Genomic DNA, 26,893 nt, shown 5'->3' on the forward strand with positions numbered 1-26,893 from the left:
TCGCACGGAAGGGGTCTTCGGGCTTCCATCCCAGGGCCGCATGCCGGGTGCGCGCAGCACACGGTCGCTGCTCAGCTGGTATGCCACCACCTCCCGCCGCGACAGAGGTTCCGATGGACGAGATCCGCCACGACCACGTGCTGCCCGACGGCACCACCGTGCTCATCCGCCCGATCACCCCCGACGACGCGGGTGCCCTGCTGGGCATGTGGGCCCGCACGAGCACCGAATCGCGTCGCGCACGGTTCCTCGGCACCTTCGACCTCAACGAGGGCAACGTCCACCGTTTCACCGATCTCGACCCCGATCTGCAGTTCGGGATCGTCGCCACCCGCGGCCGCGGTGAGCTCGAGCGCATCGTCGGCGTCGCCCGGTACGAGCGTGACCCCGACCAGCGCGATCACGCCGAGTTCGCCGCGCTCATCGAGGATGCCGAGCAGGGGCGGGGGATCGGCACGGCGCTCGTGCGCCACGTCGCCCAAGCGGCCGCGGATGCGGGCGTGCAGACCCTGACCGGCGACATCCTGTCCGACAACGTGCGGATGCTGAACCTCGTGCGTGAGCTCGGGCTCGAGTACCACTCGGATCGCGACTTCGGGGGGATCGTGCGCAGCGACCTCGAGCTCGCCTTCACCGAACGCTTCCTCGATGTGGTCGCCGCCTCCGAGAAGGAGGCGGCCAAGGCCGCCCTCACGCGCTTCCTGCGGCCCGAGCGGGTCGCGGTCGTCGGCGCCTCTCGCAACAAGCAGGCCATCGGCGGGCTGGTCTTCGACAACATCCTGCAGGGTGGGTTCGAGGGTGTGGTCTACCCCGTGAACCCCAACGCGCCCCACGTCCAGTCCGTCGCCGCCTACGGCTCGCTCCGGGACCTGCCCGCGGTGCCCGACCTCGTCTTCGTCTGCGTCCCGTCCCCGCTGGTCAACGACGTGGTCGACGAGGCCGGCGAGCTCGGGGTGAAGGCGGTCTGCGTCATCTCCGCCGGCTTCGCCGAGGTCGACGAGACCGGTGAGGCGCTCCAGGAGGAGCTGATGGAACGCGCCCGCGGGCACGGCCTGCGGATCGTCGGCCCCAACTGCATGGGTCTGCTCAACGGCAACGGCTCGGTCCGGATGAACGGGACGTTCTCGCAGACCTTCCCCCAAGAGGGGCGGGTGTCGATGTCGTCGCAGTCGGGTGCGCTCGGCCTCGCCGTCCTCGAGCACGTCGACATGCTCGGCCTCGGCATCTCGACGTTCGTGTCGGTGGGCAACAAGGCGGACATCTCCGGCAACGACCTGCTGCAGTACTGGGAGGACGACGAGGACACCGACGTCATCCTGATGTACCTCGAGTCGTTCGGGAACCCGCGCAAGTTCTCGCGCATCGCCCGCCGCGTGTCGCGCAAGAAGCCGATCGTGGCGGTCAAGTCCGGCCGTACGACGGCCGGTGTCCGGGCGGCGTCGAGCCACACGGCGGCCATCTCCTCGGGTGACACCGCCGTCGACGCGCTGTTCCGCCAGACGGGCGTGATCCGCACCGACACCCTCGAGGAGATGTTCGAGGTCGCCACGCTGCTCGCCAGCCAGGGGTTGCCGTCGGGCGACAAGGTCGCCGTCCTGACCAACGCGGGCGGTCCGGGGATCCTGGCCGCCGACGCGCTCGAGTCCAACGGCCTCACGGTGCCGCCGCTGTCGGACCGCACGCTCGCGGAACTGCGCGAGTTCCTCCCCGCCGAGGCCGGTATCGGCAACCCGGTCGACATGATCGCCAGCGCGTCACCTGCCTCCTACGGCCGGTCCATCGAGATCCTCGGCAACGCCGACGAGATCGACATGGTGTTCGTCATCTTCATCCCGACCGGTACCACCGCGACCGACGACGTCGCGCACGCGCTGGTCCAGGCCAAGGGCAAGCTGCCCGAGGACGTGCCGGTCATCAGCGTGTTCATGTCGGCCGAGGGGATCACCCCCGAACTCGCCGAGGCGCGCATCCCCTCGTTCGCCTTCCCCGAGTCGGCGGCACGCGCCATGGGACGCATCGGACGGTACGCCTCGTGGCGTCGGCGACCGCTCGGCCAGCCGGTCGACCCGGACGGACTCGACCGCGACGGCGCCCGCGCCATCGTCGACGCCGCCCTCGCGTCCACCGGTCCGGGCGGTGAGCTGCTCATCGGCAGGCCCCACACCGCCAGCGCCGCCGAGACGGCCAGCGACACGCCCTCCGACGCCTCGAACCGTGGTCGCTGGCTGACGTCGGCGGAGGCCGAGGGTCTGCTGTCGGCCTACGGCGTCCCCCTCGCGCGTTCGCGGGTGGTCGCGACGGCTGACGAGGCAGCTGCCGCGCAGGAGGAGTTCGGCGTGCCGGTGGCGGTGAAGGTCGCCGCGGCGATCCACAAGGCCGACGTCGGCGGCGTACAGCTCGGACTGTCGACGCCCGACGAAGCGCGCGAGGCGCTGGAACGCATCCGAGCAGCGCTCATCGAGGCCGGCCTCGAACAGCACGCCGACAGCTACCTGGTCCAGGAGATGGTCGGCGACGGCGTCGAGATGGTCGTCGGTGTGACCCACGATCCGTCGTTCGGTCCGATCATCCTGACGGGGATGGGGGGCACGCTGGTCGAGCTGCTCCGTGACGTCAGCGTGCGGATCACGCCGCTGACGGACCGGGACGTCGACGAGATGCTGACCGACCTGCGGATGGCGCCGCTGCTGCGTGGGTACCGCGGTTCACCGCCCGCGGACGTCCCGGCCCTCAAGGACCTGCTCTTCCGCATCAACGCCATGGTCGAGGACGTCCCCGAGGTCGCCGAGCTCGACCTCAACCCGGTGTTCGTCCGCGAGGACGGCAAGGGCGTGGTCGCGGTGGACGTCCGCATGAAGGTCGTCCCCGTGGAGTGACCGTCACCTGGCACCGGCCGCAGGGGTCCCACGGTCCGCCCGCCTCTCCCCGCGTCGTCGTCAGCCGGGGCCGGGGGTGGGCCCCGTGATCCGCGGGCCCGTCACGGCGAGCTGCGAGCCGAGCTCGCGGAGGGCGTCGATCAGCTCGGGGGGGTCGAGCACCTCGAGGTCGCAGGTCAACCCCACGAGGTAACGCGCGAGCCAATCGAGGTCGTCCGCGCCGAGGCGCAGCACGGCCGAGGTCGCCGTGTCGGCGGCGACCTGCCCGACGGTCGGCGGGATGGCGCGGCGAGCGACCGGTGCCGGCAGGTCGAGCCGGACCGTCGCGATCCACCGGTAGACCGTGGTGGTGACCGCTTCGGCCACGAGCGCACCTGCGTCGGGAGGGTCGTCGAACACCGCCCGCCCACCGAGGAGCTCGGCGCTGCCGACCCGGTCGACCCGGAACGTCCGCCACGCCGCCCGCCGGACGTCGTGGGCGACGAGGTACCACCGGTGACCGGCGTGCACGACCCGATAGGCGTCGACGTCGCGACGGGTGGTCGCACCACGCGCATCGGTGTAGGCCAAGGCGACCCGCTCGGCCCGCCGACAGGCGAGCGCCAACGCCGCGAGGACCGCCGGGTCGGTCGCCGCACCGACGGCGCCTCCGCCGAGGCTGATCACGTCCTCCCCCAGCGCCGCCACGCGGGCGCGGAGCCGGCCCGGCAGCAGCTGCTCGAGCTTGGCGAGCGCCGACACGGCGGTGTCGCTCGAGTCGGACACGCCACTGAGCGTCGCCGCGCGCAGACCGACGGCCAGGACCACCGCCTCGTCGTCGGTGAGGACCAGGGGCGGCAACGCCGAGCCGGCGCGCAGCCGGTACCCGCCACCGCGAGCGGGAACGGCATCCACGGCGTAGCCGAGGTCGCGCAGCCGGGAGATGTCCCGGCGCACGGTCCGGGGGGTCACCTCGAGACGGTCGGCCAGCTCCGGCCCAGCCCACTCGGGACGCTGCTGGAGCAGCGCCACGAGCCGGAGCAGCCGGACGGTGGGATCCACGTCGGGAGTGTCCCACGCTACGCGGACGGGATGTGTCCTCGTTCGCGGGAGGGTGGGAGCACGTCCCCGATCGAGGACCCTCCCGATGCAGTACGACTACCAGCTCGCCCATGACCGGATGGAGGCGGCCCGACGCCGCTCGCTCACGCGCTACGAGCTCCGCGCCGCACGACGAAGCACCCGCCGGGGCCGACGGCGGAGGTTCCCACGGTCCGCCCGCCCCGGTGCCAGGTGGCGTCGAACCTCGCCGTAGGCTCCCCCGCCGACGACGACGAGGTGGACCCGTGACGCGCATCGACGAGCTGCTCGCGAGCGGCCCGACGACGTCGTTCGAGTTCTTCCCGCCGAAGACCGACGCCGGCGAGCGCAACCTGCGCGACACCCTGCACGAGCTCGAGCCGCTCGCCCCGTCGTTCGTGTCGGTCACCTACGGCGCAGGCGGCTCGACCCGCGAGCGCACCCACCGCATCGTGGTGGACATCCTCGAGCACACGACGATGAACCCGATGGCGCACCTGACGGCCGTCGGGCACAAGCGCGACGAGCTGTGCGACATCCTCGCCCGGTACCGGGACGCCGGTGTGGCCAACATCCTCGCCCTGCGGGGCGACCCTCCTCGGGGCGAGGAGGGCTGGTGGGAGCTCGAGCGCGCCATCGAGCTGGTCCACCTCGCCCGGGAGGTCGGCGGCGACGCCTTCTCGGTCGGCGTCGCGGCGCACCCCGAGGTCCACCCGCTGGCGACGGATCGGGCGAGCGACCGCCGGTTCCTGGCCGAGAAGCTGTGTGCCGCCGACTTCGGCGTGACCCAGTTCTTCTTCCGCGTGCAGGACTACCTCGCGATGGTCGAGGACCTCGACGCGCTCGGGTGCCGCACGCCGGTGGTGGCCGGCGTCATGCCGGTCACCGCGGTGGGGCAGATCGTGCGCATGGCCGAGATGTCGGGCGCCGCCTTCCCGAACGACCTCGCCGAACGCCTGCACAAGGTCGAGGACGACCCGGCCGAGGTGCGACGGATCGGGGTCGACGTCGCCACCCAGCTGTGTCAGGAGCTGCTGGACGCCGGCGCTCCCGGGTTGCACTTCTACACCCTGAACCGGTCCACGGCGACGCGTGAGATCCACGCGAACCTGAACCTCTGACCTGCGCGCCGCGGGTCTGACATGCTCCCCCCGGCCGTTCGTACGGGCGGCCGCACGCTCCCGGCCAGCCGGTCGGCGACCCTGTCGCATCGAGCAGGAGGACCCGGACGCTCGGCGACCGATTCGAACCGACGCTGCGCGCGGCCCGACGGGGCCGCGATCGTGCGTGGGACGACATCTACGCCGACCTGGCGCCGGTCGTGCTCGGCTACCTGCGCGGGCGCGGGTTCCCCGACCCCGAGGACGTCTGCGGCGAGACGTTCCTGGAGGTGGTGCGGGGCCTGCCCCGGTTCGACGGGGACGAGCGCGGGTTCAGGTCGTGGGTGCTGACCATCGCCCACCACCGCGGCCTCGATGCCGTCCGTGCGCGTGACCGGCGACCCGCCGACCCGACGAGCCCGGAGCGGCTGCACGCCGCCGGACCGTCGACCCCGGCGGCCGACCTGTCCGTGCTGGCCGACGCGGCCACCGACGAGACGGTCGCGCTCCTCGGCTGCCTCGGCGAGGACCAGCGCGAGGTGCTCCTGCTGCGCCTGCTCGGCGGCCTGTCCGCAGCCGAGATCGCGGTGGTCACCAGACGCAGCCGCGACGCGGTCAAGGCGCTGCAGAAGCGCGCCATCGCGCGACTGCGGGACGAGCTCGGTGTCGGCCACGACGGCACAGACGCGGTGGCGGCCGTACCGGCGAACACGGCGAGCGATGGACCGGCCCCGGCGCGCGGCCACCGCGCGACCGCCCCCCGTCGCGGCCCTCCCAGCCCGCGCGTGACCCCGGTTCGACCGGAAGGACGCTGACCAGTCGATGGACGATGATCTCCGCGACCTGCTCGACCCGGATGACGACCGGGTGGCGTCCGCGTTGCAGCGGATCCGCACCGACCTGCTCGTCGCGCCCGACGAGGTGACCGCGGCACGCCACCGGCGCTTGCGTCGCTCGCTGGCCGAACGCCCCTCGGTACGGCGGACCGCGGTCGCCATCGTGCTCGCCGTCGCCGGCACCGGCGCCGCCCTGTCGGCGGTGGCCACGCCCCCGGTCGTGCCGGGTGCTCCGGCAGGCCAGGACGCGGAGCCGCACATCATCGACACCTCGTCGACGGTCTGGTTCCCCGCGCCGGTGCGGGACGCGGTGCCGGACCTGCCGACCTACGTCGATCAGCTGCCGGCGCCCGCACCGAGGGGGTCCGCTCCGGTGGACCCCGCTCCCGAGGCGGGGGACGTCGGCCGACCGGACGCGCCCGCGACCGTGCCCCCCCGGTCGCCGGACCCGCTCCCCGGACCGCCCGAGGATGCCCCCGGCGGCGCACCGGACACGCTGCCCCCCGTGGCACCCGGGCCGCCGGCGACCGGTGAGGCCCCTGCTCACCCCGACGATGGTCGGCCGCAGCCGTCCGACCCCGCGAGGTCGAGCAGCACAGGGGGCACCGGGACCGGCGAGCCCGAGGGCGACGCCCCCGCCGAGGATGCGCCCACGCAGGACCAACGAGCGAACAGCGCACAGGACCAACGTCCTGCGCCCCCGCCGGCCGATGGCAGTCGCTGACGAGCGGACAGGACCGCGTCGGGGCACCCCACACCCGACGTTCCCGCCCCTGACATCCCATCACATCCCATCCGCAACGAGGAGCACCCCGTGAGCTTTCTGAGCAACCTCTCCGCCCTCATCGGCTCGAAGGCGGCCGCGACCGCCGGCGCCGCCGTCCTGGCCGCCGGTGGCGTCACCGTCGCCGCCCAGCAGGCCGACGATCGCGCCAGCGACGCGCTGACCGACGCCGCGCAGGACGAGGACGGTGACGACGCCGAGGCCGAGGGCGCCGAGGCCGACGACGACCTGGATCTCGACCTCGACCTGGACCTCGACGACGACGGTGAGGACGAGGACGGCGAGGACGACGGCGACCTCGACGGTGACGACGACGGCGACGACGGCGAGGGCGACGAGGACGGCGAGCGCAGCGAGACCGCCGAGCGCGTCCACGCCGCCCTGACCGACGGTCAGGCCGAGCCGGGCGACGAGGACTTCGGCCAGAAGGTCAGCGAGAGCGCCCGCGAGGGTGGCCGCGACCACGGTCAGCGCGTCGCCGAGGCGGCCCGCGAGGACGCCGGCGAGCGTGACGAGGCTGGCGACGACGACGGCGACGACGGCGAGGCTGGCACGGACGCGGCTGAGGCGGGCCCCGCCAACGCCGACGAGCAGCGCCCCGAGGGCACCCCGGCCGGCGGCCGCAACGGCTGATCCGCCCGACACCAGCACCGCAACGACGCCCCGGCTCCGGCCGGGGCGTCACCGCTGGGACCCGTTAGGGTCCACGCGCGAACCGGCCGTGGAGGACCCGTGGGGTACGAACGCATCGACGGCACGCACGTGGTGGTGACCGGTGGCGCCGGCTTCCTCGGCTCCCACCTGTGCACCCGGCTGCTCGCGCGCGGCGCACGCGTCACCGCGGTCGACAACCTGATCACCGGCCGGGTCGAGAACCTCGGGCCGCTCTTCGGTCAGGAAGGCTTCCGGTTCGTCCACCACGACGTGACCGACTTCATCCACGTCCCCGGCCCGATCGACGCGATCCTCCACTTCGCCTCGCCGGCCTCGCCGATCGACTACCTCAAGCTGCCGATCCAGACCTTGAAGGTCGGAGCGCTCGGCACCCACAAGGTGCTGGGTCTGGCGCGCGCCACGGGAGCGACGCTCCTCCTCGCGTCGACCTCCGAGGTGTACGGCGACCCGCAGGTCCACCCCCAGCCCGAGACCTACTGGGGTCACGTCAACCCGATCGGCCCTCGCGGCGTGTACGACGAGGCCAAGCGCTTCGCCGAAGCGATGACCTACGCCTACCACCGCAGCCACGACGTCGACGTGCGGGTGGTGAGGATCTTCAACACCTACGGCGAGTTCATGCGGATGGACGACGGTCGGGCGGTGCCCACCTTCATCTCGCAGGCGCTCGACGACGAGGACATCACCCTGCACGGCGACGGGACGCAGACGCGCTCGCTGTGCCACGTCGACGACCTCGTCGACGGCATCCTGGCGTTGCTGGTGTCGGGCTACACCGACCCGGTCAACCTCGGCAACCCCGAGGAGGTGCCGATGCGGCAGCTCGCCGAGACCATCCGCGACGTCGCCGGCTCGTCGTCACGGATCGTGGCCACCCCACGCCCGGTCGACGACCCCGAGGTGCGACAACCCGACCTGACGGTCGCCGAGCGCGAACTGGGCTGGGAGCCGAGGATCGGCCTGCGTGAGGGCCTCGAACGCACGGTGCGCTGGTTCCGAGACCAGCGACACTCCTGATCGAGCCGATGCGAGCGGTCATCCTCTGCGGCGGCAAGGGCACCCGCGCCCACCCCTACACCGAGGTGGTGCCCAAGCCCCTGCTGCACGTCGCCGGCGAGCCGGTGCTGGCCCACGTCCTGGCGGTGTACGCCGCCCAGGGCGTGACCGAGTTCGTGCTGTCCGCCGGCTACCTCGCCGAACGGATCGTGCAGTTCGCGGCGACGCTGCCGTCCTCGTGGGACGTCGAGGTGGTCGACACCGGCGTGGAGGCCAACACCGCCGACCGCATCGTGGGCGTCCGCCACCTGCTCGACGGTCGCTTCTTCGCCAACTACGCCGACGGGCTCGGCGACGTCGACCTCGCCGCACTCGAGGCTTTCCACGCCGCCCACGGCCGAGCGGCAACCCTCACCAGCGTGCCCCTCCCCTCCCCGTACGGGACCCTCGAGACCGACGTGACGGGCCAGGTCGAGACCTTCCGCGAGAAGCCGCGACTACCCGACCGCCGCATCAACGGGGGCTACTTCGTGTTCGAACCGCAGGTGTTCGACCACTTCACGGGGCCTGACCTCGAACGCGACGTGCTGCCCGAGCTCGGCAAGCTCGGCGAGCTGTACGCCTACCCGCACACCGGCTTCTGGCGCTCGATGGACACCTACAAGGACGCGCAGGAGTTGACCGAGCTCGCGCAGGAGGGGGCCCCGTGGCTGCGTCCGACGAGGTGACCGGCGACCGCGACCCCCGGATCGATCAGCTCGCCGGCCGCCGGGTCCTGGTGACCGGCGGGTCGGGCTTCATCGGCTCGCACCTGACCGCCGCCCTCGTCGACGTCGGTGCCGAGACGCACGTGCTCAGCTCGGCCGTCTCCAGCGTCTACCCGCACCGGCTGACCGCCCTGCGGTCCGCGATCACCCTCCACGAGGGCAACCTCACCGACCGCACCGCGCTGCGCGCCGTCGTCCGCGACGCCCGTCCGGAGGTCGTGTACCACCTCGGCGCCTACACCCACGTCGGCAAGTCCTGGTCGCGGATCGACGAGTGCATCCAGACCAACGTGCAGGGCACCGTCAACCTCCTCGAGGCGCTCGACGGCACGGGCTACACCCGCTTCGTCAACACCGGGACCTCGGAGATCTACGGCGCCATCGACATCCCGTTCCACGAGGACGACCGCCCCGCCCCCGTGTCCCCCTACGCGGTCTCGAAGCACGCCGCCGAGGAGTTCTGCCGGCTCGGGTCGACCGCCCGGGGCTGGCCGATCGTGCGGGTGCGACCGTTCAACGCCTACGGGCCGGGGCAGTCCCCCGACCGCATCATCCCCGAGGTGATCGTCCGGGCCCTCCGCGGTGATCGCCTCCAGTTGACCCAGGGGCGTCAGACCCGCGAGTTCAACCACGTCGACGACCTGGTCGAGGGCTTCCTGCTGCTCGGCGTGGTGGAGGGCCTCGAGGGCCAGCTGTGCAACCTCGGGTGCGGGCAGGAGGTGTCGATCCAGCAGCTGGTGCGCACCATCCTCGCGGTGATGGGCGACCCGGTCGAGGCCGAGTTCGGTGCGCTGCCGGACCGCCCCATCGAGATCTGGCGGATGTACTGCGACGCGACACGCGCGCAGGACCTGCTCGGTTGGCGTCCACGCCTCACCCTGGAGGAGGGGCTGGCGAGGACCATCGATTGGTACCGCTCCGAGCTCGAGCTGCCCACCTCCCCGTTCGTCCCCGGGTTCGCCCGTGGCACCTGACGGGCGGTAGAGGTAGACTGGTCCAGCCAGTAGACCACTCTCCCCCGTCCGGCAGGACCCACCGTGGCGACGCCGACCCACCCCGGTCCCCCCGCCCTGCAGCAGCTCGAGCGCCCGCCGCTGTACGAGGCCATCGCCGAACGCGTGCTGTCCCACGTGATCCAGTCGGACCTGCGGCCGGGCGACAAGCTGCCGGGCGAACGCGAACTCGCACGGCGCCTCGGGGTGTCGCGGACCACCGTCCGCCAGGCGATCGTCGCGCTGCAGGTCCAGGGTGTGCTCGAGGCCCGCCACGGCGGTGGGACCTTCCTGACGCGCCTCGACGGGGACTCGCCCGCCGTGGCGCGCGTCGTGGCACGGCGCAGCCGCCTGCCCGCCGTCCTCGAGGCCCGCCGTGCCCTCGAGATCCCGCTCGCCTCCCTGGCTGCCGAGCGCCGCACCGACACCGACCTCGTCGCCATCGAGGCAGGGTTGCAGCAGATGCGCGACGAGGTCGCCGCGGGCGAGATCGGCATGGCCGGTGACGGCCGGTTCCACGCCGCCGTCACCGCCGCCGCCCACAACCCGGTGCTCGCCGAGCTGATGGCGGTGCTCGCCGACAGCGTGGCCGAGACCCGGGGTGAGTCGTTGTCCCAGGCAGGGCGACCACCACGCTCCCTGGCCGACCACGAACGCATCGCCGAAGCCATCGCCGCGCAGGACCCGGCGGGCGCCGCCGACGCGATGCGAGCCCACCTCGACCACGTCTCCGCCCTCCGGCTGTTCAGCTGGGACCCGAGTTCGCAGGAGCCGCGATGAACGCCACGACCCGTACCGACACCCGTGGCGTCCGGCTCCTCGCCGAGCGCCTCACCCCGTTGCCGTCGGCGCCCGTCTCGACCACCGACGATCCCCTGGCCTTCCCCGGGTTCGGCGACAAGCTCGCTCGCGCACGCGACCGGTCGGACGCCGACGAATCGGTCGTGGTCGGCCTCGCGCGACTCGGTGGTGAGCAGGTCGTGGCCGCCATCGGCGCGTTCGACTTCCTCGGCGGCTCGATGGGCGCCGCCCACGGCGAGCGGGTGGCTCACGCCATGGCCACCGCGCTCGAGCTGCGTCTGCCGTTCGTGGCGGTCACCGGCTCCGGTGGCGCCCGGATGCAGGAGGGCATGGTCTCGCTCATCCAGATGTCGCGGCTGGCCGAGGGGGTCCGTCGCCTCCGCGAGGCCGGCCTGCCGGTCCTCGCCCGCTTCACCTCACCGACGACCGGCGGCGTCCACGCCTCGTACGGCGCGCTGGCCGACGTGATCGTCGCCGACGCGGGCGCCACCGTCGGCTTCGCCGGCCCACGGGTGGTCGAAGCGTTCACCGGCCACCCCGTCGGCGACGACAGCCACACCGCCGAAGCCGCCCTGACCAGCGGGCTCGTCGACGAGGTCGCCGAGGCACGGGACGCCGACGAGCGTCTGGCCGCCTGGGTCCGCCTGCTGCACCCGGCCCGGCGGAACGGACCGCTGCCGGACGCCGACCACGTCGACGAGCCGGTGCTCGACATCGAGGCGTGGGACGCGGTCCGCCGCGCCCGACGTACCGACCGTCCCTCGACCCGCGACCTGCTCGACGAGGTGTTCGACGAGCACCTCGAGCTGCGCGGCGACCGCGCCGGTGAGGACGACACCGCCGTGGTGACGGCCGTCGCGCGGCTCGGGGACCGCACCGTCGTCGTGGCCGGGTTCGACCGCCGCGGCTGCTCGGACCGCCCCGGCCGGCGGCCCGGCCAGGCCACGGCCGCGGGGTACCGCAAACTGCGCCGCGCAGCCGAGCTCGCACAGCGGTGGGGCCTGTCGCTGGTGACCCTGATCGACACCCCGGGGGCCGACCCCTCGCCCGCCTCGGATCGTGCCGGGCTGGCGGTCGCGATCGCGGAGACCTTCGTCGCGACGCTGTCGGTCACCGCGCCGACCGTCGCGGTCGTGACCGGCGAGGGCGGCTCGGGTGGTGCGCTGTCGCTCGGCTGCACCGACCGCCTGCTGATGCAGGACGACAGCGTGTTCGAGGTCATCGCCCCGGAGGGCGCCGCTGCCATCCTCCACCGCGATCCCACCCGTGCCGAGGAGGTGGCTGCCCTGCTGCGGCCGACCGCCCACCAGCTGCGCGAGCTCGGCATCGCCGACCGGATCGTCCCGGGACCGACCACCTTCGACCCCGCGACCGCCGCGACCGCCCTGCGCGCCGAGCTGACCGCCACCCTCGCCGACCTCGACGCCGAGGGCGACCACCTCACGCAGCGCCGAGCCCGGTACGGCCCCGCCTGACCCTCAGCGCAGACCGGCGAGGGTGTCGGCGAGGTCCTCGAGGCTGGCGAGGTCGTGGCCAGGCAGGAACACGTCGACGTGGGGCAGGGCGGCCCGCATGCCGCGCTGGGCCGGCTCGTACCGCGGGTCCCCCGCCAACGGGTTGACCCACACGACCCGGTGGACCGAGCGGTGCAGCCGCGCCATCGAGGCGGCCAGCAACGCCGGGTCGCCCCGTTCGAGCCCGTCGGAGCAGACCACCACGACCGCGCCACGCAGCACGCCCCGGCGACCCCAGACCCGCAGCAACCGGTCGAGGCTGCCGCCGATCCGCGTGCCACCGTCCCAGTCGACGACCTCGGCGGCGGCGGCCGCGATCGCCGCGTCGGGATCGCGGGAGGACAGGGACGCGGTCAGCCGGGTCAGACGCGTGGCGAACGCGAACACCTCGACCTGCTGGCCCGCTCCGCGGTCGCCGACGCGACGGGCGGCGACGGCGAACCGCAGCATCGCCCGGGCGTAGCCCGCCATCGACCCCGAGACGTCGAGGAGGAGCACGAGCCGCCGGGGGCGGGTGCGACGCTGCTGCCAGGCCCGGTCGATCAGCTCACCGTCGCTGGCCAGGGCCCGGTCCAGGGTCCGGGCGAGGTCGAGCTCGCCGCGGCGTCCCGGCGTGGTCCGTCGGGAGGTGCGGTGCGGGACCGCCACGCGCAGACGCCGCAGCGTGTCGCTGATGGCGGCGAGCTCCTCGTCGGTGGCGCGGTCGAAGCGGCGGTGCCGCAGCCGCTCACGTGAGGACGCCACCCCGCCTGCGGCGAGCGCGTCGTCCCGAGCGGTCGAGGCGCCAGCGGACCGGTCGGAGGCGGCGTCCCGCGCGACGTCTGGCGGCGGCTGTGGAGATCTCGCGGGGGGCTCACCGGGGCCCGGTGCCCCGCCGTCGGCGACCGCCGCGAAGACCTGGTCGTAGGTGGCCAGGTCACGGTGGTCGGTCACGAGGGTCAGCCGGCCCGCCCAGTACCGGTCGGCGAGGTCGTCGACGTCGATGGTGGCCATCGCCTGACCGCACGTGACGACCTGCCCCGTGCCGACCGCGACCCCGGCGGCGCGCAGCCCGTCGGCCAGCGCCACGACCACGTCGGCGCCGTCCCGTGCGTCCGCGCTCACGCGCCGAGCACCTCGTCGAGGGCCTCGCGGACCACGTCGAGGTCGTCACGATCCTTGACCACGACACCGAGCGTGTCGGCCACCCGGTCCCGGGCGACGGCGTCCCCACCCTCCGCCTCACCGTGCAGCGCGCGGGCCCAGTCGATGGTCTCGGCCACGCCCGGTGGCTTGTGCAGGTCGAGCGTCCGGAGCCGGCCGACGAGCCCGGCGACCCGAGCCGCCAGGGCGGCCGGGACCTGCGGAGCCCGCAGCCGCACGATGGCGGTCTCGCGCTCGAGGTCCGGGTGGTCGATCCAGTGGTAGAGGCAGCGCCGCTTGACCGCGTCCGACAGCTCACGCGTGCGGTTCGAGGTCACGATCACGACCGGGGGTGAGGGGGCGCGGATGGTGCCGAGCTCGGGGATCGACACCTGGGCGTCGCTGAGCAGCTCGAGCAGGAACGCCTCGAACTCGTCATCGGCGCGGTCGATCTCATCCACGAGCAGCACCGCACGATCGCCGAGGCGCAGCGCCTGGAGGAGGGGCCGGGCCAGCAGGAACCGTTCGTCGTACAGCTCGGACTCGTGGTCGGCCGGCCGCTCCCCCGACGCCTCGAGCGCACGTAGGTGCAGCAGCTGGCGCGGGTGGTCCCAGGCGTACAGCGCCTGGGCGCGATCGATCCCCTCGTGGCACTGGAGCCGGATCAGCTCGGCGCCGCGGACGGCCGCCAGCGCCTTGGCCGCCTCGGTCTTGCCCACCCCCGCGTCGCCCTCGAGCAGCAGCGGACGACCGAGCCGCAGCGCCAGGTGGAGCGCGGTGGCCAGGCCCCGGTCGGCGAGGTAGGCGTGCTCCCGCAGCGCCGCGGTCAGCGCCGCCGGTGTCTGCACGTCCGGGCCAACGTCCGTCATCAGCGGCCAGCGTCGCGGACGAGCCCGTCCAGCGCCACCTGCACCATCGCGTCGAAGCCGGTCTGCCGCTCGTCGGAGGTGGTCTTCTCACCGGTCAGGATGTTGTCGCTGACGGTCAGCACCGCCATCGCCCGCACCCCGTGCTCGGCGGCGACCCCGTAGATGCCGGCCGCCTCCATCTCCACGCCGAGCACCCCCATGGCGGTCATCCGATCGAAGTACCCCGTAGCCGCCCGCGGGTCGTAGAAGAGGTCGGCGCTGTGCACGTTGCCGGTGCGGACCGGGATGCCTCGCGCCTCGGCCGCATCGGCGGCCGCGCGGAGCAGCTCGAAGTCGGCGATCGCCGCGAAGTCGAGACCGCCGTACCGCGCACGGTTGACGGTCGAGTCGGTGCACGCGCCGGCTGCGAGGATCACGTCACGCAGCCCGAGGTCGGGTTGGACGGCGCCGCACGAGCCGACCCGTACCAGGCGCTGCACGCCGTACTCGGCCACCAGCTCGTGGGCGTACAGGGAGGCCGACGGGATGCCCATCCCGGTGCCGAGGACCGACACCGGCATGCCCTGGTAGGTGCCGGTGAAGCCGAAGGCGTTGCGCACCGCGTTGACCTGCCGGGCACCGTCGAAGTGGTGCTCGGCGATGTGCTGCGCGCGGAGCGGGTCGCCGGGCAACAGGACCGCTTCGGCGAAGTCGCCGGCGGCCGCGCTCAGGTGGGGCGTGGGGATGGGCATCTAGAGCACCTCGTCGTCGTGCTGGCCGAGCGTGGGTGGAGGTTCGGGCGGGCGTCGCCCGGAGCGCGACCACCGTAGGGGAGCGCCGGGCAGGTCCATCTCCCCGACGGTCGGGTGGGTGACGTGGTCGACCAGGCCGAGGTGGGCGAGCTGCTCCCAGGCGTACACCTGGTCCATGGTCCGGATGCGGCCGGCAGGCACGCCGGCCTCGTCGAACCGCGCCATCCACGCCTCGACCGGCTCGCCCTCGAGGTGGGCATCGATCTCGGCGGTGAGCACGTCGACGTTGGCGACCCGGTCACGGTTGGTCGCGAACCGCGGATCGTCGGGGTCGAGCCCCACGGTCGGCGCGAACCGGCGCCACAGGCCCTCGGAGCCCACCGCGACGTTCACGTATCCGTCCGAGCAGGTGTAGGCGCCGTAGGGCTGGATGGTCGGGTGCCGGTTGCCGCCCGGTTCGGGGATCTCGCCCGCCAGGGTCCACCGCGTGCCCTGGAAGGTGTGGACGGCGACGGCCGCCGCGAGCAGCGAGGTGCTCACGCGCTGCCCCTTGCCGCTGCGTTCGCGCTCGTACAGGGCGGCGACGACCCCGTGCGCTCCGAACATGCCCGAGAGGATGTCGGTGATCGGGATGCCCATCTTGTGCGGCGTGCCGCCCACCGGTCCGGTGACCCCCATCAGGCCCGCTTCACCCTGGATGATCTGGTCGAACCCCGAGCGGTGCCCGTCGGGTCCGCCCTCGCCGAAGCCGGTGATCGACAGCACCACGAGACGGTCGTTGAGTTCCTCGAGCGCGGCAGCACCGAGCCCGAGCCGGTCCATCACGCCGGGCCGGAAGTTCTCCACGAGCACGTCGGCGTCGGCGATCAGCGCTCGTAGGGAGGCCACGTCGCCCTCGTCCTTCAGGTCGAGCACCACCGACCGCTTCGAGCGGTTCACCGACAGGAAGTAGGCCGACTCCGGCGCGGTCCCGCCGTCCCCACCGACGAACGGCGGCCCCCACCCACGTGTGTCGTCCCCAGCGCCCGGACGTTCGACCTTGATCACCTCGGCCCCGGCGTCGGCCAGCATCAGCGAGGCGTACGGCCCCGACAGGGCACGCGACAGATCCACGACCTTGATGCCCGCGAGCGGGCCCGGTCCGTCGGCGGTCGGCAGCTCGTCGTTCATCCACAGCTCCGGTTAGCTAAGCGGTTGACCAACCTCGACATCGAGGGGTAGCGTCGGGCCATGGTCGAGGTCGGTGTCCACGAGGCGAAGACGACCCTCTCGAAGCTGCTGCGGCAGGTGGCAGCCGGCGAGGAGGTCATCATCAGTCGTGGCGGCCGCCCGGTGGCCCGGCTGGTCGCCATCGACCACCCCGGGCAACGGATCCTCGGCGAGGATGCCGGCCGGTACGTGGTGGGTGAGGACTTCGATCGCGACCTGCCCGACGAGGTCCTGGACCTGTTCGACGCGTGAGGGTCCTGCTCGACACGCACGTGTGGCTGTGGATGCTGACCGAGCCCGAGCGGCTCGGGGAGGCGGCGGAGCTCGTCGGCGCCGCCGACACCGACCTGCTGCTGTCGGCGGCGAGCACCTGGGAGATCGTGATCAAGCACGGCCTCGGTCGGCTCGACCTGCCGACCCCGCCCGCGTCCTACGTCCCGGATCGGATCCGGTCGACGCAGGTCACGCCCCTGCCCATCGAGCACAGCCACACCATCGAGGTGGCCGCGCTGCCGCAGCTGCACCGCGATCCCTTCGACCGGCTGCTCGTGGCGCAGGCCCGCATCCTCGGCGTGCCCCTGCTGAGCGCCGATCCGCGGATCGCGGCCTACGACGTCGACGTGTTGCGCATCGACTGACCCGCCACCGCGGGTGGCGAGGGCCGGCGGGCTGACGCAGGTCAGAGGACGTCCACCTCGGGGTAGGCCCGACCCTCGGGGTCGAGCTGCGCGTAGCCCGGGCCGCGGTCGAAGAACGCCGGCTGGTGACCCCGTTCCTCACGCAGCCGGCCGCGTAGCGCGGCGGTCGCGTCCACGTCGACCTCGACGGGCTCGTCCGCGTCGCCGGTGAACACCACGCCGTAGTCCCGCTCGGCCGCCTCGCGGGAGACCTTGCCCCACCGGACGTCACGCCGCACGGCAGCCACCTCGCGCTCCAGCGGGTCACCCCAGCCCCCACCACCGGTGGTGCGGATGCGGATGACCTCGCCCGCACGGACGAGCTCGTCGTCGACGAGGCCCTCCATCTCGCGCTCGTTCGGTCCCCCCGGATCGATGGTGACGCGGAACGGCGCACCGGCCTTGCCGCCCTTGACACCCCAGCACGCCAGGATCGACCGGTCGGCGATGGACATGAAGTAGGCGTCCTCGAGCATCCGCAGCTGCTTGTCGTACCCGAGGCCACCGCGGAACTGGCCCGCGCCGCCGGAGTCCTGGGCGAGGCCGAGCGACTCGACGATGAACGGGAACCGCGACTCGGTGAACTCGGTGGGCAGGTTCCGCGAATCCGGCACGACGTGGATGGTGTCCTCGCCGTCGCTGTAGTAGCGGCCACCCGAGCCACCGCCGAGGACCTCGCGCATCAGGTAGCTCGTACCGTCGGCCCGCGTCCCGTACACGCCGGTGTAGCGGATGGTCTCCTGGTCGGCGGGCATGCGCCCGTCGACGGCCTTGGCCAGCACACCGGACAGGACGCCGAGCAAGCGCAGGATCACGAACGTCCGCGCGTTGGTCGGGGCCGGAAAGATCGGGGTCAGCAGCGTCCCGGGCTCGGGGAAGCGCATCTCGATCAGGGGGACGATGCCCTCGTTGACGTCGAGCTCGGCCATCCGCTCGGGGGTGTCGGCGAGGTTGCGGAGGATCGGGGCGAGCCACTTCTTGAGGAAGTTGCCGTCGGCTCGGTCGGCCACGTGGTTGATCGGTCCCTTGGCCTGCGGCGAGGTCCCGGTGAAGTCGAAGATGAGCTTGTCGGGCTGCTTGGTCAGCGTGATGCGCTGGCGGTGGAGCCGCGGCTCGTCGACGCCGTCGTGCTCGGCGTAGTCCTCCCAGACGTAGGTCCCGTCGGGGATCTTCGGCAGGATCTCGCGACGGTAGGTCTCGGTGTTGTTGTCGATGATGGCGTCGAAGCACGCCTCGACGGTCTCGGTCCCGTAGCGCTCGAACAGATCGGCCACCCGGCGCGTGCCCATCAGGCACGCCGAGCACTCCGCGTCGAGGTCACCCGCGAGCGACTCGGGCATACGGGAGTTGCGGGTCATGATCGTCAGCGCCGCACGGTTGGGCACCCCCTGGTCCCACAGCTTGATCGGCGGGACCATCAGCCCTTCCTCGTAGACGCTGGTCGCGCCCGACGGCATCGATCCCGGCACGCAGCCACCGATGTCGTCGTGGTGCCCGAACGCCTGCACGAACGCCACGACCTGGTCGCCCGCGAAGACCGGCACGGTGACGCACAGGTCCGGGAGGTGGCCGATGCCACCCTCGGAAAGGTAGACGTCGTTGTGGAAGTACACGTCCCCGGGACGCATGGTCTCGATGGGGAAGTCGCGGACCACCGGCTGCACGAGGGCCGAGTACGACCGACCCGTGAGCTTGCGCATCCGGACGTCGTAGATGCCGGCCCGGTAGTCGTGGGCGTCGCGGATCATCGGGGACCGCGAGGTGCGGCCGATCGCGTCCTCGACCTCCTTCTCGATGGACGCCAGGGTGCCCTGGACGATCTCGAGGACGATGGGGTCGATGCCCTTGTCGGTGCCCATCAGCGTGCTCCGGTCAGGTCGGCGCCGGTCGACACAGCGCCGGCGGGCTCGAGCACCGTCGCCGCGGTCACCACGAGGTTGGCGAGGTCGTCGACACGGGCGGTGAACCCAGGGTGCAGCGGCACCGTCGAGCCGAACTCCTCGATGATGGCCGGTCCCTCGACGCGGTCCCCGGCGAGCAACCGCTCGCGGGCGTAGATCGGGGTGTCGACCGGGTCGCCGCCGAAGGTGACCGCCCGCGTCCCGGTGCGGGCCCGCGACGGGTCGCCGTCCCCCACCTCGAGGCGGCGCAGCTGCGGACGCTCGATGGGTCCGATGCCGCTGACGCGGAGGTTGACCCACTCGACGGCGTGGGCGTGTCCTCCACCCCCGGCCGCACCCGCCCCACCGGCGTCGCGGTAGCAGTACCCGTAGAGCCGTTCGTGCTCGTCGTGGAAGGCGTCGACCACCGCGCGCTGGAAGTCGACGTCGATCGGCCCGGCCGGCGCGGGGACCCGCACCTCGAAGGCCTGCCCGTCGTAGCGCAGGTCCGCGGTGCGGACGAACCGGTGATCGCTCGCCGCGAAGCCCTCGCGGTCCAGGGCGTCGGCCGCCCGCGACTCGAGGGTGCGGTAGACGGCGGCCACCTCGTCACGGTCGAGCCTCCCGTCGGTGACCACGTGGGTCTGCACGTAGTCGTTCTTGACGTCCACGGTGAGCAGCCCGAGGGCCGACAGGTTGCCCGGGTCGAGCGGGACGACGACCGCGCTGAGGCCGAGGATGTCGATCAGCCGGCAGATCAGCAGCGGCCCCGACCCACCGAACGCGGCCATCGCGAACTCGCGCACGTCGAGACCGCGCTTGACGGTCACCTGACGGATGGCGTTGGCCTGGTTCCACGCCGAGATCTCCAGGATCCCTCGTGCGGCATCGGCCGGCGCCAGCCCGAGCGCACCGGCGAGCCGTTCGATCCCCGCCGTGGCCGCGGCGGCGTCGAGGTCGATCTCGCCACCGAGCAGGTGCGGGGGGATGCGCCCGAGGAAGACGTGCGCGTCGGTGACGGTGGGCTCGGTGCCCCCCTTGGCGTAACAGAGCGGACCGGGGTCGGCGCCGGCCGATCGCGGCCCGACCTTGAGGTTGCCCTCGGGGTTGATCCAGGCGATCGAGCCGCCGCCCGCCCCGACGGTCACGATGTCGATCATCGGGATCTTCGACGGGAACCGCCCGATCGTCCCCTCGGTGGTGAGGGTCGGTTCTCCCCCGAGCACCACGGACACGTCGGTCGAGGTCCCCCCACCGTCGCAGGTCAGGATGCGTTCGTAGCCGGCCTCGCCGGCCACGAGCGCCGCACCGAGCGCACCCGCAGCCGGCCCGGACAGCACGGTGGTGATCGGCTGGTGCACGACCTCGTCGGCGCTGATCACGCCCCCGTTCGACTTCATGATGTAGAACGGGACGTTCACCGCGGCCGGACCTGCGCCGTCGGTCGGTGCACCGTCGGCCCCGGTGCTGGTGAAGGCCGCCAGCCGTTCGGCGATGCCCCGGATGTAGCGGCCGACCCGCGGCTTGACCGAGGCGTCGACCAGGGTCGTGACGGTGCGCTCGTACTCGCGGTACTCGCGCAGCACCTCGCTGGACAACGACACCGTCGCGGTCGGGTGCTCGCGCCGGATGATCTCGAGCAGCCGGCGCTCGTGGCTGTCGTCGGCGTAGGAGTGCAGCAGGCACACCCCGATGGTGTCGATGCCCTGGTCGCGGAACCACCGGGCGACCTCAGCCGCGCCGTCCTCGTCGAGGGGGCGGACCTCGTGGCCTCGGAAGTCGAGCCGGCCGCCGACCTCGCGCACCCGATCGACCGGCACGATGCGGTCGGGCTTGATCCAGAAGTAGCTGTTGCCGTACCCCTCGGGCACCGACTGGCGCGCGATCTCGAGCACGTAGCGGTAGCCCTCGGTGGTGATCAGACCCATGTGCTCGATGTCGTCCTCGAGCAGCGCGTTGGTGGCCACGGTCGTGCCGTGCGAGACCGCGGCCACGTCAGCGCCCCCCGCGCCGACCATCTGCAGGACCTTGTCGACGCCGGCGAGGAACCCGCGGCCAGGGTCGTCGGGGGTCGACGGGGTCTTGGTGGTGGTCAGCGCGCCGGTCGCCTCGTCGAAGGCGACCACGTCGGTGAAGGTGCCACCCGTGTCGATGCCGATGCGGATGCGTCTCACGGGTACGGCCTCCCGAAGCTGGTGCCGGAACGGTGGGTGGTGAAGGCGGCGTCGGACCCCTCGAGGGCGACCGCGGCGAGGGCCGCGCCGGCGAGGGCCACGGCGTCCTCACCCGGCGCCGCGATCACCTGGGTCCCGATGGGCAGCCCGGCGGGGCCGGTCAGACCCGGCACGGAGGTGGTGGGGGTGCCGAGGAGGGTCCACGCGCGGCACAGAAGCGGATCGCCGGTGGTGTCGATCGGCGGTGCTTCGCCGAGGACGCTCGGGGCGAGCACCACCCTGGCGTCGGCGAACACGTCGGTCAGCTGCGCCCGGCAGCGGTCGGCCAGCGCGAGCGCGTCGTCGTACCGGTCGGCGGACGCGCCCGCCTCGTCGAGGTAGCGGCGGAGCTGGTCGGACAACAGATCGCCGTGGTCACGCCGCTCCGCGTCGAGGTTGCGACGCAGCTCGACGGCCATGATGACCTGCTGCGCGTCCACGAGGCCGGCGAAGTCGGGCGGCAGGGTGACCTCGATCACGTCGGCGAACCGGGCGAGGTGCTCGGCGCCGGCCTCGACCGCCACGCGGGTCGACGCGTCGAGCGCATCCCACCAGGGGGTGCGGCAGAACCCGAACCGAGGCCGTGTGCCGAGGTCGATCGGCGCGAACCGGTCGAGGTCACCGGCCATGACGCCGAGGGCGACCGCGACGTCACGGATGTCCCGGCCGAAGGCACCGACGTGGTCCAGGGTGGTCGAGCACGCCTTCACGCCGTCGGTCGGGATGGCACCGATGGTGGCCTTGCCGCCGAAGACCCCGCAGAAGGAGGCGGGCCGCACGACCGAGCCGGCCGTCTGGGTCCCGAGGGCGAGCGGCACGCCGCCCGCAGCGACGGCCGCCGCCGAGCCCGACGACGATCCCCCTGGGGTGCGGGTCGGGTCGGCGGGGTGCGCGGTCGGACCGGGGGTGAAGACCGCGAACTCGGTCGTGACGGTCTTGCCGAGGATCACGGCGCCGGCCTCGCGCAAGCGCGCCACCGCCGTGGCGTCCGTGGCTGGCCGGTGCCCGTCGTAGATGGGCGAGCCGTACGCGGTCGGTTGGTCGGCGGTGTCGATCAGGTCCTTGACCCCCACCGGGACGCCGTGCAGCGGACCTCGCGGCTCCTGCGCGTCGCGGCGGCGTGCCTCGGCCAGGGCGAGCTCGGCGTCGACGTGGACCCAGGCGTGCAGCTCGTCCTCGCGTTCGGCGATCAGCTCGAGGCAGCTGGCGACGACCTCCTCGCTGGTGGTCGTCCCTGCACGGATGGCGGCGGCCGTGGCCAGCGCCGTCCGTGGCGGGCCGGACGATCCGCCGGTCACGGCTGGCGCCGCGCGGTGCGGCGGCCGACCAGCACGCCGACGAGGGCCGCGATCGCGCCGAGGGCGAAGGCCGCGAGCAGGTCGGTGGACCGGCGCGCACCCGCCGGTGCTGGCGCCCCGGCGAACACCTGGCCGACCTCGGGCGCTGCGGCGGCCGGAGCGGGCTCGCCCGCGACGGGCGCCGGCGCCACGGCGGCCGGCCCGTGCAGCACCTCGTTGGCCACGGCGCTGAAGAACTCGCCGGCGGTCCGACGAGCGGCCCCCGCGATCATCCGCTGCCCGACGCCACCGATCATCCCGCCGACCACGGCGTCGGCGTCGTAGTGGACGATGGTGGTGTCACCGTCGACCTCGAGCCGCACCACGGCGTCGGCCTGGATGGTGCCCGGCGCGCCGGCACCCTCGGCACGCAGGCGGTACGACTCGGGGACCTGCTTGTCGCGCAGCTGGACCTTGCCGCTGTAGGTGCCCTTGATGGACGCGACGCCGGCCGTCACGGTCGCGGCGTACGCGTCGTCGCCGAGGGCCTGCAGCGATTCGCAGCCGGGCAGGGTCCGGGCGAGCACCGCCGGGTCCTGGAGGGCGTGCCAGAACGCCTCGCGCGGCGCGTCGACGGTGTAGCTCCCGGTGATCTTCACTCAGGTCTCCTCGGTGGTGCCGCGACGCGCGGCGGCCAGGCGCTGGTCGTGCAGCTGCGACGGCGAGATCGGCATGGCGGTCACGACCACCCCGGTGGCGTCCTCGATCGCGGCCGCGATCGCCGCCGAGCCCGGGATGACCCCGGCCTCGCCGGCACCCTTGATGCCGAGGGGGTTCAGCGGCGAGGGCGTCTCGAGGTGGTCGATCTCGACGGTCGGGACCTCGGTGGCGTACGGCATCAGGAAGTCCATGAACGAGGCGTTCTGGAGCTGGCCGTCGCCGTCGTAGGCCATCCGCTCGTAGAGCGCGCCGCCGATGCCCTGGGCCACACCGCCGTGGATCTGCCCGGCGACGATGCGGGGGTTGAGCAGGTTGCCGCAGTCGTGGACGACGCAGTAGCGCTCGATGGAGATGTCCGAGGTGTCCGGGTCGACCTCGACGACGACCGCGTGCATCCCGTTGGCGAAGGTCGAGCGGACCGGGCTGTAGTACCCGTGGGCCTCGAGGCCCGGTTCGTCACCCGCGGCCACCGGAGGCTGATCGGGGTCGCTGGCGCCGGAGAACTGGGTGGCGACCTTCGCCGCCTCGCTGAACGCGTACCGCAGCGGGTTGGCCATGGTGGCGATGACCGACATCGGCAGGTTGGTGTCGGGGCTGCCGATCACGCGCGCCGCCCCGTCGGACAGCTCGAGGTCGTCGACGTCGACCTCGAGCGCGTCCGCGGCGATCCGCAGCGCCTTCTCGCGCACGGTCTCGGCGGCCAGGTGGATGGCGTTGCCGGCCATCACCGCGGCGCGCGACGCGAAGGTGCCGACCGAGTACTGCAGCCGTCGCGAGTCACCGGTCACCACCGTGACGTCCTCGAAGGCGACCCCGAGCCGATCGGCGACGATCTGGGCGAAGACGGTCGCGTGACCCTGCCCCTGGGTGCCGAGCCCGGTGGCGACCTGCACCTTGCCGGAGGGTTCGACCAGGACGTGACCACCCTCGTAGGGACCGACGCCGGTGCCTTCGACGTAGGTGGCCAGCCCGATACCGAGCAGGCGCCCCTCGGCCGCCGCCGCTTCCTTCAACGCCGCGAAGTCGTCCCAGCCGACCAGCTCCTTGAGCTTGGCCAGCGAGGCGGGGAAGTCACCCGAGTCGTAGGTGTAGGCCCGGCCGTCCTGGAAGGTCAGGCCGTACTCGTAGGGGAACTCGTCGGGCTGGATGAAGTTGTTGGCGCGGACCTCGGTCCGGTCGCGGCCGAGCTCGCGCGCGATGGCGTCCACCGTCCGCTCCATCACGAAGCAGCCCTGGGGACGGCCGGCCCCGCGGTAGGGCGAGACCGGCACGGTGTTGGTGTAGACGCTGCGGAACCGCGCCCGGTAGTCGGTCATCCGGTACGGGCCGAGCAGCTGGGTCGAGGTGATGATCGGCACGATCAGGCCGTAGGGGATGTAGGCGCCGTGGTCGTGCACGAAGTCGACGGTCATCCCGAGGATGCGACCCTCGCCGTCGAAGCCGACCCGCACGTCGTGGACCTGGCCACGCTCGTGGTTGGCCGAGATGAAGTGTTCGCGCCGGTCCTCGGTGAACTTCACGTCCTGGCCGAGCAGCAACGCCGCCAGCGGGACCAGCAGCTCCTCCGGCCAGGGGTGCATGATCTTGACCCCGAAGCCGCCCCCCACGTCCGGGGCGACGACCTCGACGTCACCGAACGGCAGGTCGAGCAGGGAGGCGATCGCGGCGCGGACGCTGGTCGGCGCCTGGGTCGAGGAGTGCACGAGCAGGCGGTGCTCGGCCGGGTCGAAGTGGGCGTGGACGCCGCGGGTCTCCAGCGGCATCGACGCGGACCGCTCGATGTCGAGGTGCAGTTCGAGCACGTGCGGCGCGCCGGCGATCGCGGCGTCCGGGTCACCGATCTGCTGGGTCATCTCCGCGGCGACGTTGCCGGGGATGTCGTCGTGGACGGCGTGATCACCGGCCACCGCCGCCTCTGGCCCGACGACCGCCGGCAGCACCTCGTAGTCGACCCGGATGCGTTCGACCGCGTCCTCGGCGGCGTAGCGGTCGCGCGCCACGACGGCGACGATCGCCTCGCCGACGTGGTTGATCTCGTCCTTGGCCAGCACGTGCTGGGTCCGGGCGTGGGTGAGCGTCGGGTGCGGGATCAGCACCGGCAGGCGTTGCTGCAACGTCGCGGGCAGGTCCTCGTAGGTGTAGATCGCGACCAGACCGTCGACGTCGAGGGCGGCGTCGACGTCGATCCCCGTGATGCGGGCGTGCGCGTGGGGGCTGCGCAGGACCGCCATCTCGAGCGCGTCGTGGCCGATGTCGTCGAGGAAGCGACCGGCACCGCGCAGGAGCCGGGGATCCTCGCCTCGGGGGATCGGGGTACCGACCATCTGGGTGGTCACGACCGCACCTCACCGTCGACGGTGACGCTCGGGCGGTGCTGTGCCCGGGGGTCGGCACCGCTCTCGCGCAGCGCTGCCGCGGCTTGCTTCACCGCCGCCAGGATCCCGGTGTAACCGGTGCAGCGGCACAGGTTGCCGGCCATGCCCTCGCGGATCTGGTCCTCGTCCGGCGCCGGCGTCTCGGCCAGGAAGCCACAGGCGCTCATGACGAAGCCGGGGGTACAGAACCCGCACTGGAGGCCGTGGTGGTCCTGCAGCGCCTGCTGCACCGGGTGGAGCGTGCCGTCCTCGGCCGCGATCCCCTCGACGGTGGTCAGCTCGCGACCGTCGACGCTGACGGCGAAGACCAGGCAGCTGCGCACGGGCTGCCCGTCGAGCAGGACGGTGCAGCACCCGCAGACGCCGTGTTCGCAACCGACGTGGGTCCCGGTGAGCTCGAGGTCGTGACGCAGGAGGTCCGACAGCAACCGGCGGGCCGGGATGTTCGCGGTCCGCTGGCGCCCGTTGACGGTGACGGTGATCCGGTGCTGGGTCTCGGTCACGCGGCACCCTCCCGTACGGCCTGCGCGGCGGCCTGTTCGAGCGCGCGCCCGACGAGGACGCCCGCGAGGTGCCGGCGGTAGGCGCCGCTGGCGTGGATGTCGTCATCGGGCCGTAGGCCGGTCACCGCCAGTTCACGAGCGGCGGCGAGGTCGAGCGCGTCGACCGTTCGTCCTGCGAGGGCCGTGTCGAGTTCGACGACGGTCGGGGTGTCGCCGACCCCGATGAAGACCGCGCGGGCCCCCATCACCCGACCGTCGGCGTCCAGGGTCACGGTCGCACCGGCGCCGGCGACGGCGTAGTCGCCGTGGCGGCGCGACAGCTCGGTGAACGCCGACCCGGTGCGGGCGCCCGGCCGTCGGAAGACCACGGCGGTGGCGAGCTCGCCGGGCTGGACGTCGGACTCGAGCGGGCCGACGAGGAAGTCCTCCGCGGCGACCTGCCGGGTGCCGGCGGCGGTGGCGAGCTCGACGTGGCCACCGAGCAGCGCGAGGACGGCCGGCAGCTCCGCGGCGGGGTCAGCGTGCACGATCGAGCCGACGCAGGTGCCGCGGTTGCGGATCACCGGGTGGGCGACCCAGGTGAGGGCCTGGCGCAGCAGCGGGATCGCCGCCTGCACCTCGTCGTCACGGTGGAGGCGCGCGTGACGGACCCGCGCGCCGACGCGCACGTGGTCGGTGGTGACCTCGACGTGGTCGAGCTCGTCGAGCCGCTCGATGTCGACCAACGCAGCCGGGGCGGCCAGCCGCATGTTCATCAACGGCACGAGGCTCTGGCCGCCGGCGAGGACCTTGCCGTCGTCACCGAGCTCGGCGAGCGTGGCGAGCGCCTCGTCGACGGTGCCGGGTGCGTGGTAGGCGAAGGCGGGAGGCTTCACGGGGCGGTGCCCCACGTCGGTGGCCGACGGTCCGATCGGTGC

The 26,893-nt window shown here is 73.0% G+C and carries 24 protein-coding genes; 12 read left to right on the forward strand and 12 right to left on the reverse strand.

Features of this window, described 5'->3' with window-relative positions:
• The first annotated feature begins 113 nt into the window (after positions 1-113).
• Positions 114-2,876, forward strand: a complete 2,763-nt coding sequence (locus NITAL_RS03070; protein ID WP_052664615.1) for a bifunctional acetate--CoA ligase family protein/GNAT family N-acetyltransferase — start codon at positions 114-116, stop codon at positions 2,874-2,876.
• Between the two features lie 60 nt (positions 2,877-2,936).
• Here the strand turns inward: NITAL_RS03070 and NITAL_RS03075 are convergent, their stop codons facing one another.
• Entirely contained in the window at positions 2,937-3,917 is a 981-nt protein-coding gene (locus tag NITAL_RS03075; RefSeq protein WP_052664617.1) for a helix-turn-helix transcriptional regulator, read from the reverse strand.
• A gap of 284 nt (positions 3,918-4,201) precedes the next feature.
• Between NITAL_RS03075 and NITAL_RS03080 the strand changes: the two genes are divergently transcribed.
• The 9 genes from NITAL_RS03080 (at position 4,202) to NITAL_RS03120 (ending at position 12,361) form a co-directional block, all read left to right on the forward strand.
• Positions 4,202-5,056, forward strand: coding sequence for a methylenetetrahydrofolate reductase (locus NITAL_RS03080; RefSeq protein WP_211262168.1), 855 nt, complete (start codon positions 4,202-4,204; stop codon positions 5,054-5,056).
• A gap of 176 nt (positions 5,057-5,232) precedes the next feature.
• A complete protein-coding gene (locus tag NITAL_RS03085) occupies positions 5,233-5,850 on the forward strand; it encodes an RNA polymerase sigma factor (protein ID WP_281175586.1) in 618 nt (205 codons plus the stop codon).
• A 7-nt stretch (positions 5,851-5,857) separates the two neighbouring features.
• Positions 5,858-6,595 (forward strand): hypothetical protein, encoded by a 738-nt coding sequence (locus NITAL_RS03090; RefSeq protein ID WP_052664620.1) that lies wholly within the window; start codon positions 5,858-5,860, stop codon positions 6,593-6,595.
• A 90-nt stretch (positions 6,596-6,685) separates the two neighbouring features.
• On the forward strand, positions 6,686-7,288 hold the full coding sequence (locus NITAL_RS03095; protein ID WP_052664622.1) for a hypothetical protein: 603 nt from the start codon (positions 6,686-6,688) through the stop codon (positions 7,286-7,288).
• A gap of 99 nt (positions 7,289-7,387) precedes the next feature.
• On the forward strand, positions 7,388-8,347 hold the full coding sequence (locus NITAL_RS03100; protein ID WP_211262169.1) for a UDP-glucuronic acid decarboxylase family protein: 960 nt from the start codon (positions 7,388-7,390) through the stop codon (positions 8,345-8,347).
• Between the two features lie 8 nt (positions 8,348-8,355).
• Positions 8,356-9,054, forward strand: coding sequence for a sugar phosphate nucleotidyltransferase (locus NITAL_RS03105; RefSeq protein ID WP_052664625.1), 699 nt, complete (start codon positions 8,356-8,358; stop codon positions 9,052-9,054).
• Positions 9,033-10,067 carry an NAD-dependent epimerase/dehydratase family protein gene (locus NITAL_RS03110; RefSeq protein WP_052664627.1) on the forward strand — a complete coding sequence of 345 codons (1,035 nt, stop codon included), beginning with the start codon at positions 9,033-9,035 and terminating at the stop codon, positions 10,065-10,067. The genes NITAL_RS03105 and NITAL_RS03110 overlap by 22 nt, the downstream gene beginning before the upstream one ends.
• A 63-nt stretch (positions 10,068-10,130) precedes the next feature.
• A complete protein-coding gene (locus tag NITAL_RS03115; RefSeq protein ID WP_052664629.1) occupies positions 10,131-10,865 on the forward strand; it encodes a FadR/GntR family transcriptional regulator in 735 nt (244 codons plus the stop codon).
• Positions 10,862-12,361: a carboxyl transferase domain-containing protein gene (locus tag NITAL_RS03120; RefSeq protein ID WP_052664631.1), complete on the forward strand. Its 1,500-nt coding sequence runs from the start codon at positions 10,862-10,864 to the stop codon at positions 12,359-12,361. Before NITAL_RS03115 ends, NITAL_RS03120 begins: the two co-directional genes overlap by 4 nt.
• Before the next feature lie 3 nt (positions 12,362-12,364).
• Here NITAL_RS03120 and NITAL_RS03125 read toward each other — a convergent pair whose 3' ends face one another.
• The 4 genes from NITAL_RS03125 to NITAL_RS03140 are packed head-to-tail and all read right to left on the reverse strand — an operon-like array spanning position 12,365 to position 16,292.
• Entirely contained in the window at positions 12,365-13,504 is a 1,140-nt protein-coding gene (locus NITAL_RS03125) for a vWA domain-containing protein (protein ID WP_052664632.1), read from the reverse strand.
• Positions 13,501-14,391: an AAA family ATPase gene (locus tag NITAL_RS03130; RefSeq protein ID WP_052664634.1), complete on the reverse strand. Its 891-nt coding sequence runs from the start codon at positions 14,389-14,391 to the stop codon at positions 13,501-13,503. Before NITAL_RS03130 ends, NITAL_RS03125 begins: the two co-directional genes overlap by 4 nt.
• Positions 14,391-15,116 carry a purine-nucleoside phosphorylase gene (gene deoD, locus NITAL_RS03135; protein WP_052669340.1) on the reverse strand — a complete coding sequence of 242 codons (726 nt, stop codon included), beginning with the start codon at positions 15,114-15,116 and terminating at the stop codon, positions 14,391-14,393. The genes NITAL_RS03130 and deoD overlap by 1 nt, the downstream gene beginning before the upstream one ends.
• Before the next feature lie 6 nt (positions 15,117-15,122).
• The gene (locus tag NITAL_RS03140; RefSeq protein WP_052664635.1) at positions 15,123-16,292 is read right to left on the reverse strand and encodes a CaiB/BaiF CoA transferase family protein; all 1,170 of its coding nucleotides are present in this window, start codon (positions 16,290-16,292) and stop codon (positions 15,123-15,125) included.
• Between the two features lie 60 nt (positions 16,293-16,352).
• Between NITAL_RS03140 and NITAL_RS03145 the strand changes: the two genes are divergently transcribed.
• Both NITAL_RS03145 and NITAL_RS03150 read left to right on the forward strand, forming a co-directional pair.
• Positions 16,353-16,583: a type II toxin-antitoxin system Phd/YefM family antitoxin gene (locus NITAL_RS03145; RefSeq protein ID WP_052664637.1), complete on the forward strand. Its 231-nt coding sequence runs from the start codon at positions 16,353-16,355 to the stop codon at positions 16,581-16,583.
• Entirely contained in the window at positions 16,580-16,969 is a 390-nt protein-coding gene (locus tag NITAL_RS03150) for a type II toxin-antitoxin system VapC family toxin (RefSeq protein WP_052664639.1), read from the forward strand. The genes NITAL_RS03145 and NITAL_RS03150 overlap by 4 nt, the downstream gene beginning before the upstream one ends.
• 41 nt (positions 16,970-17,010) lie before the next feature.
• Here NITAL_RS03150 and NITAL_RS03155 read toward each other — a convergent pair whose 3' ends face one another.
• Genes NITAL_RS03155 through NITAL_RS03185 form a run of 7 tightly spaced genes read right to left on the reverse strand, consistent with a single transcriptional unit; the run spans position 17,011 to position 26,851 of the window.
• The gene (locus NITAL_RS03155; protein ID WP_052664641.1) at positions 17,011-18,867 is read right to left on the reverse strand and encodes a hydantoinase B/oxoprolinase family protein; all 1,857 of its coding nucleotides are present in this window, start codon (positions 18,865-18,867) and stop codon (positions 17,011-17,013) included.
• The gene (locus tag NITAL_RS03160) at positions 18,867-21,062 is read right to left on the reverse strand and encodes a hydantoinase/oxoprolinase family protein (protein WP_052664643.1); all 2,196 of its coding nucleotides are present in this window, start codon (positions 21,060-21,062) and stop codon (positions 18,867-18,869) included. Before NITAL_RS03160 ends, NITAL_RS03155 begins: the two co-directional genes overlap by 1 nt.
• A complete protein-coding gene (locus NITAL_RS03165; RefSeq protein ID WP_052664645.1) occupies positions 21,059-22,399 on the reverse strand; it encodes an amidase in 1,341 nt (446 codons plus the stop codon). Before NITAL_RS03165 ends, NITAL_RS03160 begins: the two co-directional genes overlap by 4 nt.
• Positions 22,396-23,037 carry an SRPBCC family protein gene (locus tag NITAL_RS03170; protein WP_052664647.1) on the reverse strand — a complete coding sequence of 214 codons (642 nt, stop codon included), beginning with the start codon at positions 23,035-23,037 and terminating at the stop codon, positions 22,396-22,398. Before NITAL_RS03170 ends, NITAL_RS03165 begins: the two co-directional genes overlap by 4 nt.
• The gene (cutA, locus tag NITAL_RS03175; protein WP_052664649.1) at positions 23,038-25,434 is read right to left on the reverse strand and encodes an aerobic carbon-monoxide dehydrogenase large subunit; all 2,397 of its coding nucleotides are present in this window, start codon (positions 25,432-25,434) and stop codon (positions 23,038-23,040) included.
• A complete protein-coding gene (locus NITAL_RS03180) occupies positions 25,431-25,976 on the reverse strand; it encodes a (2Fe-2S)-binding protein (protein WP_052664651.1) in 546 nt (181 codons plus the stop codon). The genes cutA and NITAL_RS03180 overlap by 4 nt, the downstream gene beginning before the upstream one ends.
• On the reverse strand, positions 25,973-26,851 hold the full coding sequence (locus tag NITAL_RS03185) for an FAD binding domain-containing protein (RefSeq protein WP_052669344.1): 879 nt from the start codon (positions 26,849-26,851) through the stop codon (positions 25,973-25,975). Before NITAL_RS03185 ends, NITAL_RS03180 begins: the two co-directional genes overlap by 4 nt.
• Positions 26,852-26,893 lie beyond the last annotated feature (42 nt).

Origin of the sequence: Nitriliruptor alkaliphilus DSM 45188 (assembly GCF_000969705.1) — a bacterium.
Classification (GTDB): domain Bacteria; phylum Actinomycetota; class Nitriliruptoria; order Nitriliruptorales; family Nitriliruptoraceae; genus Nitriliruptor; species Nitriliruptor alkaliphilus.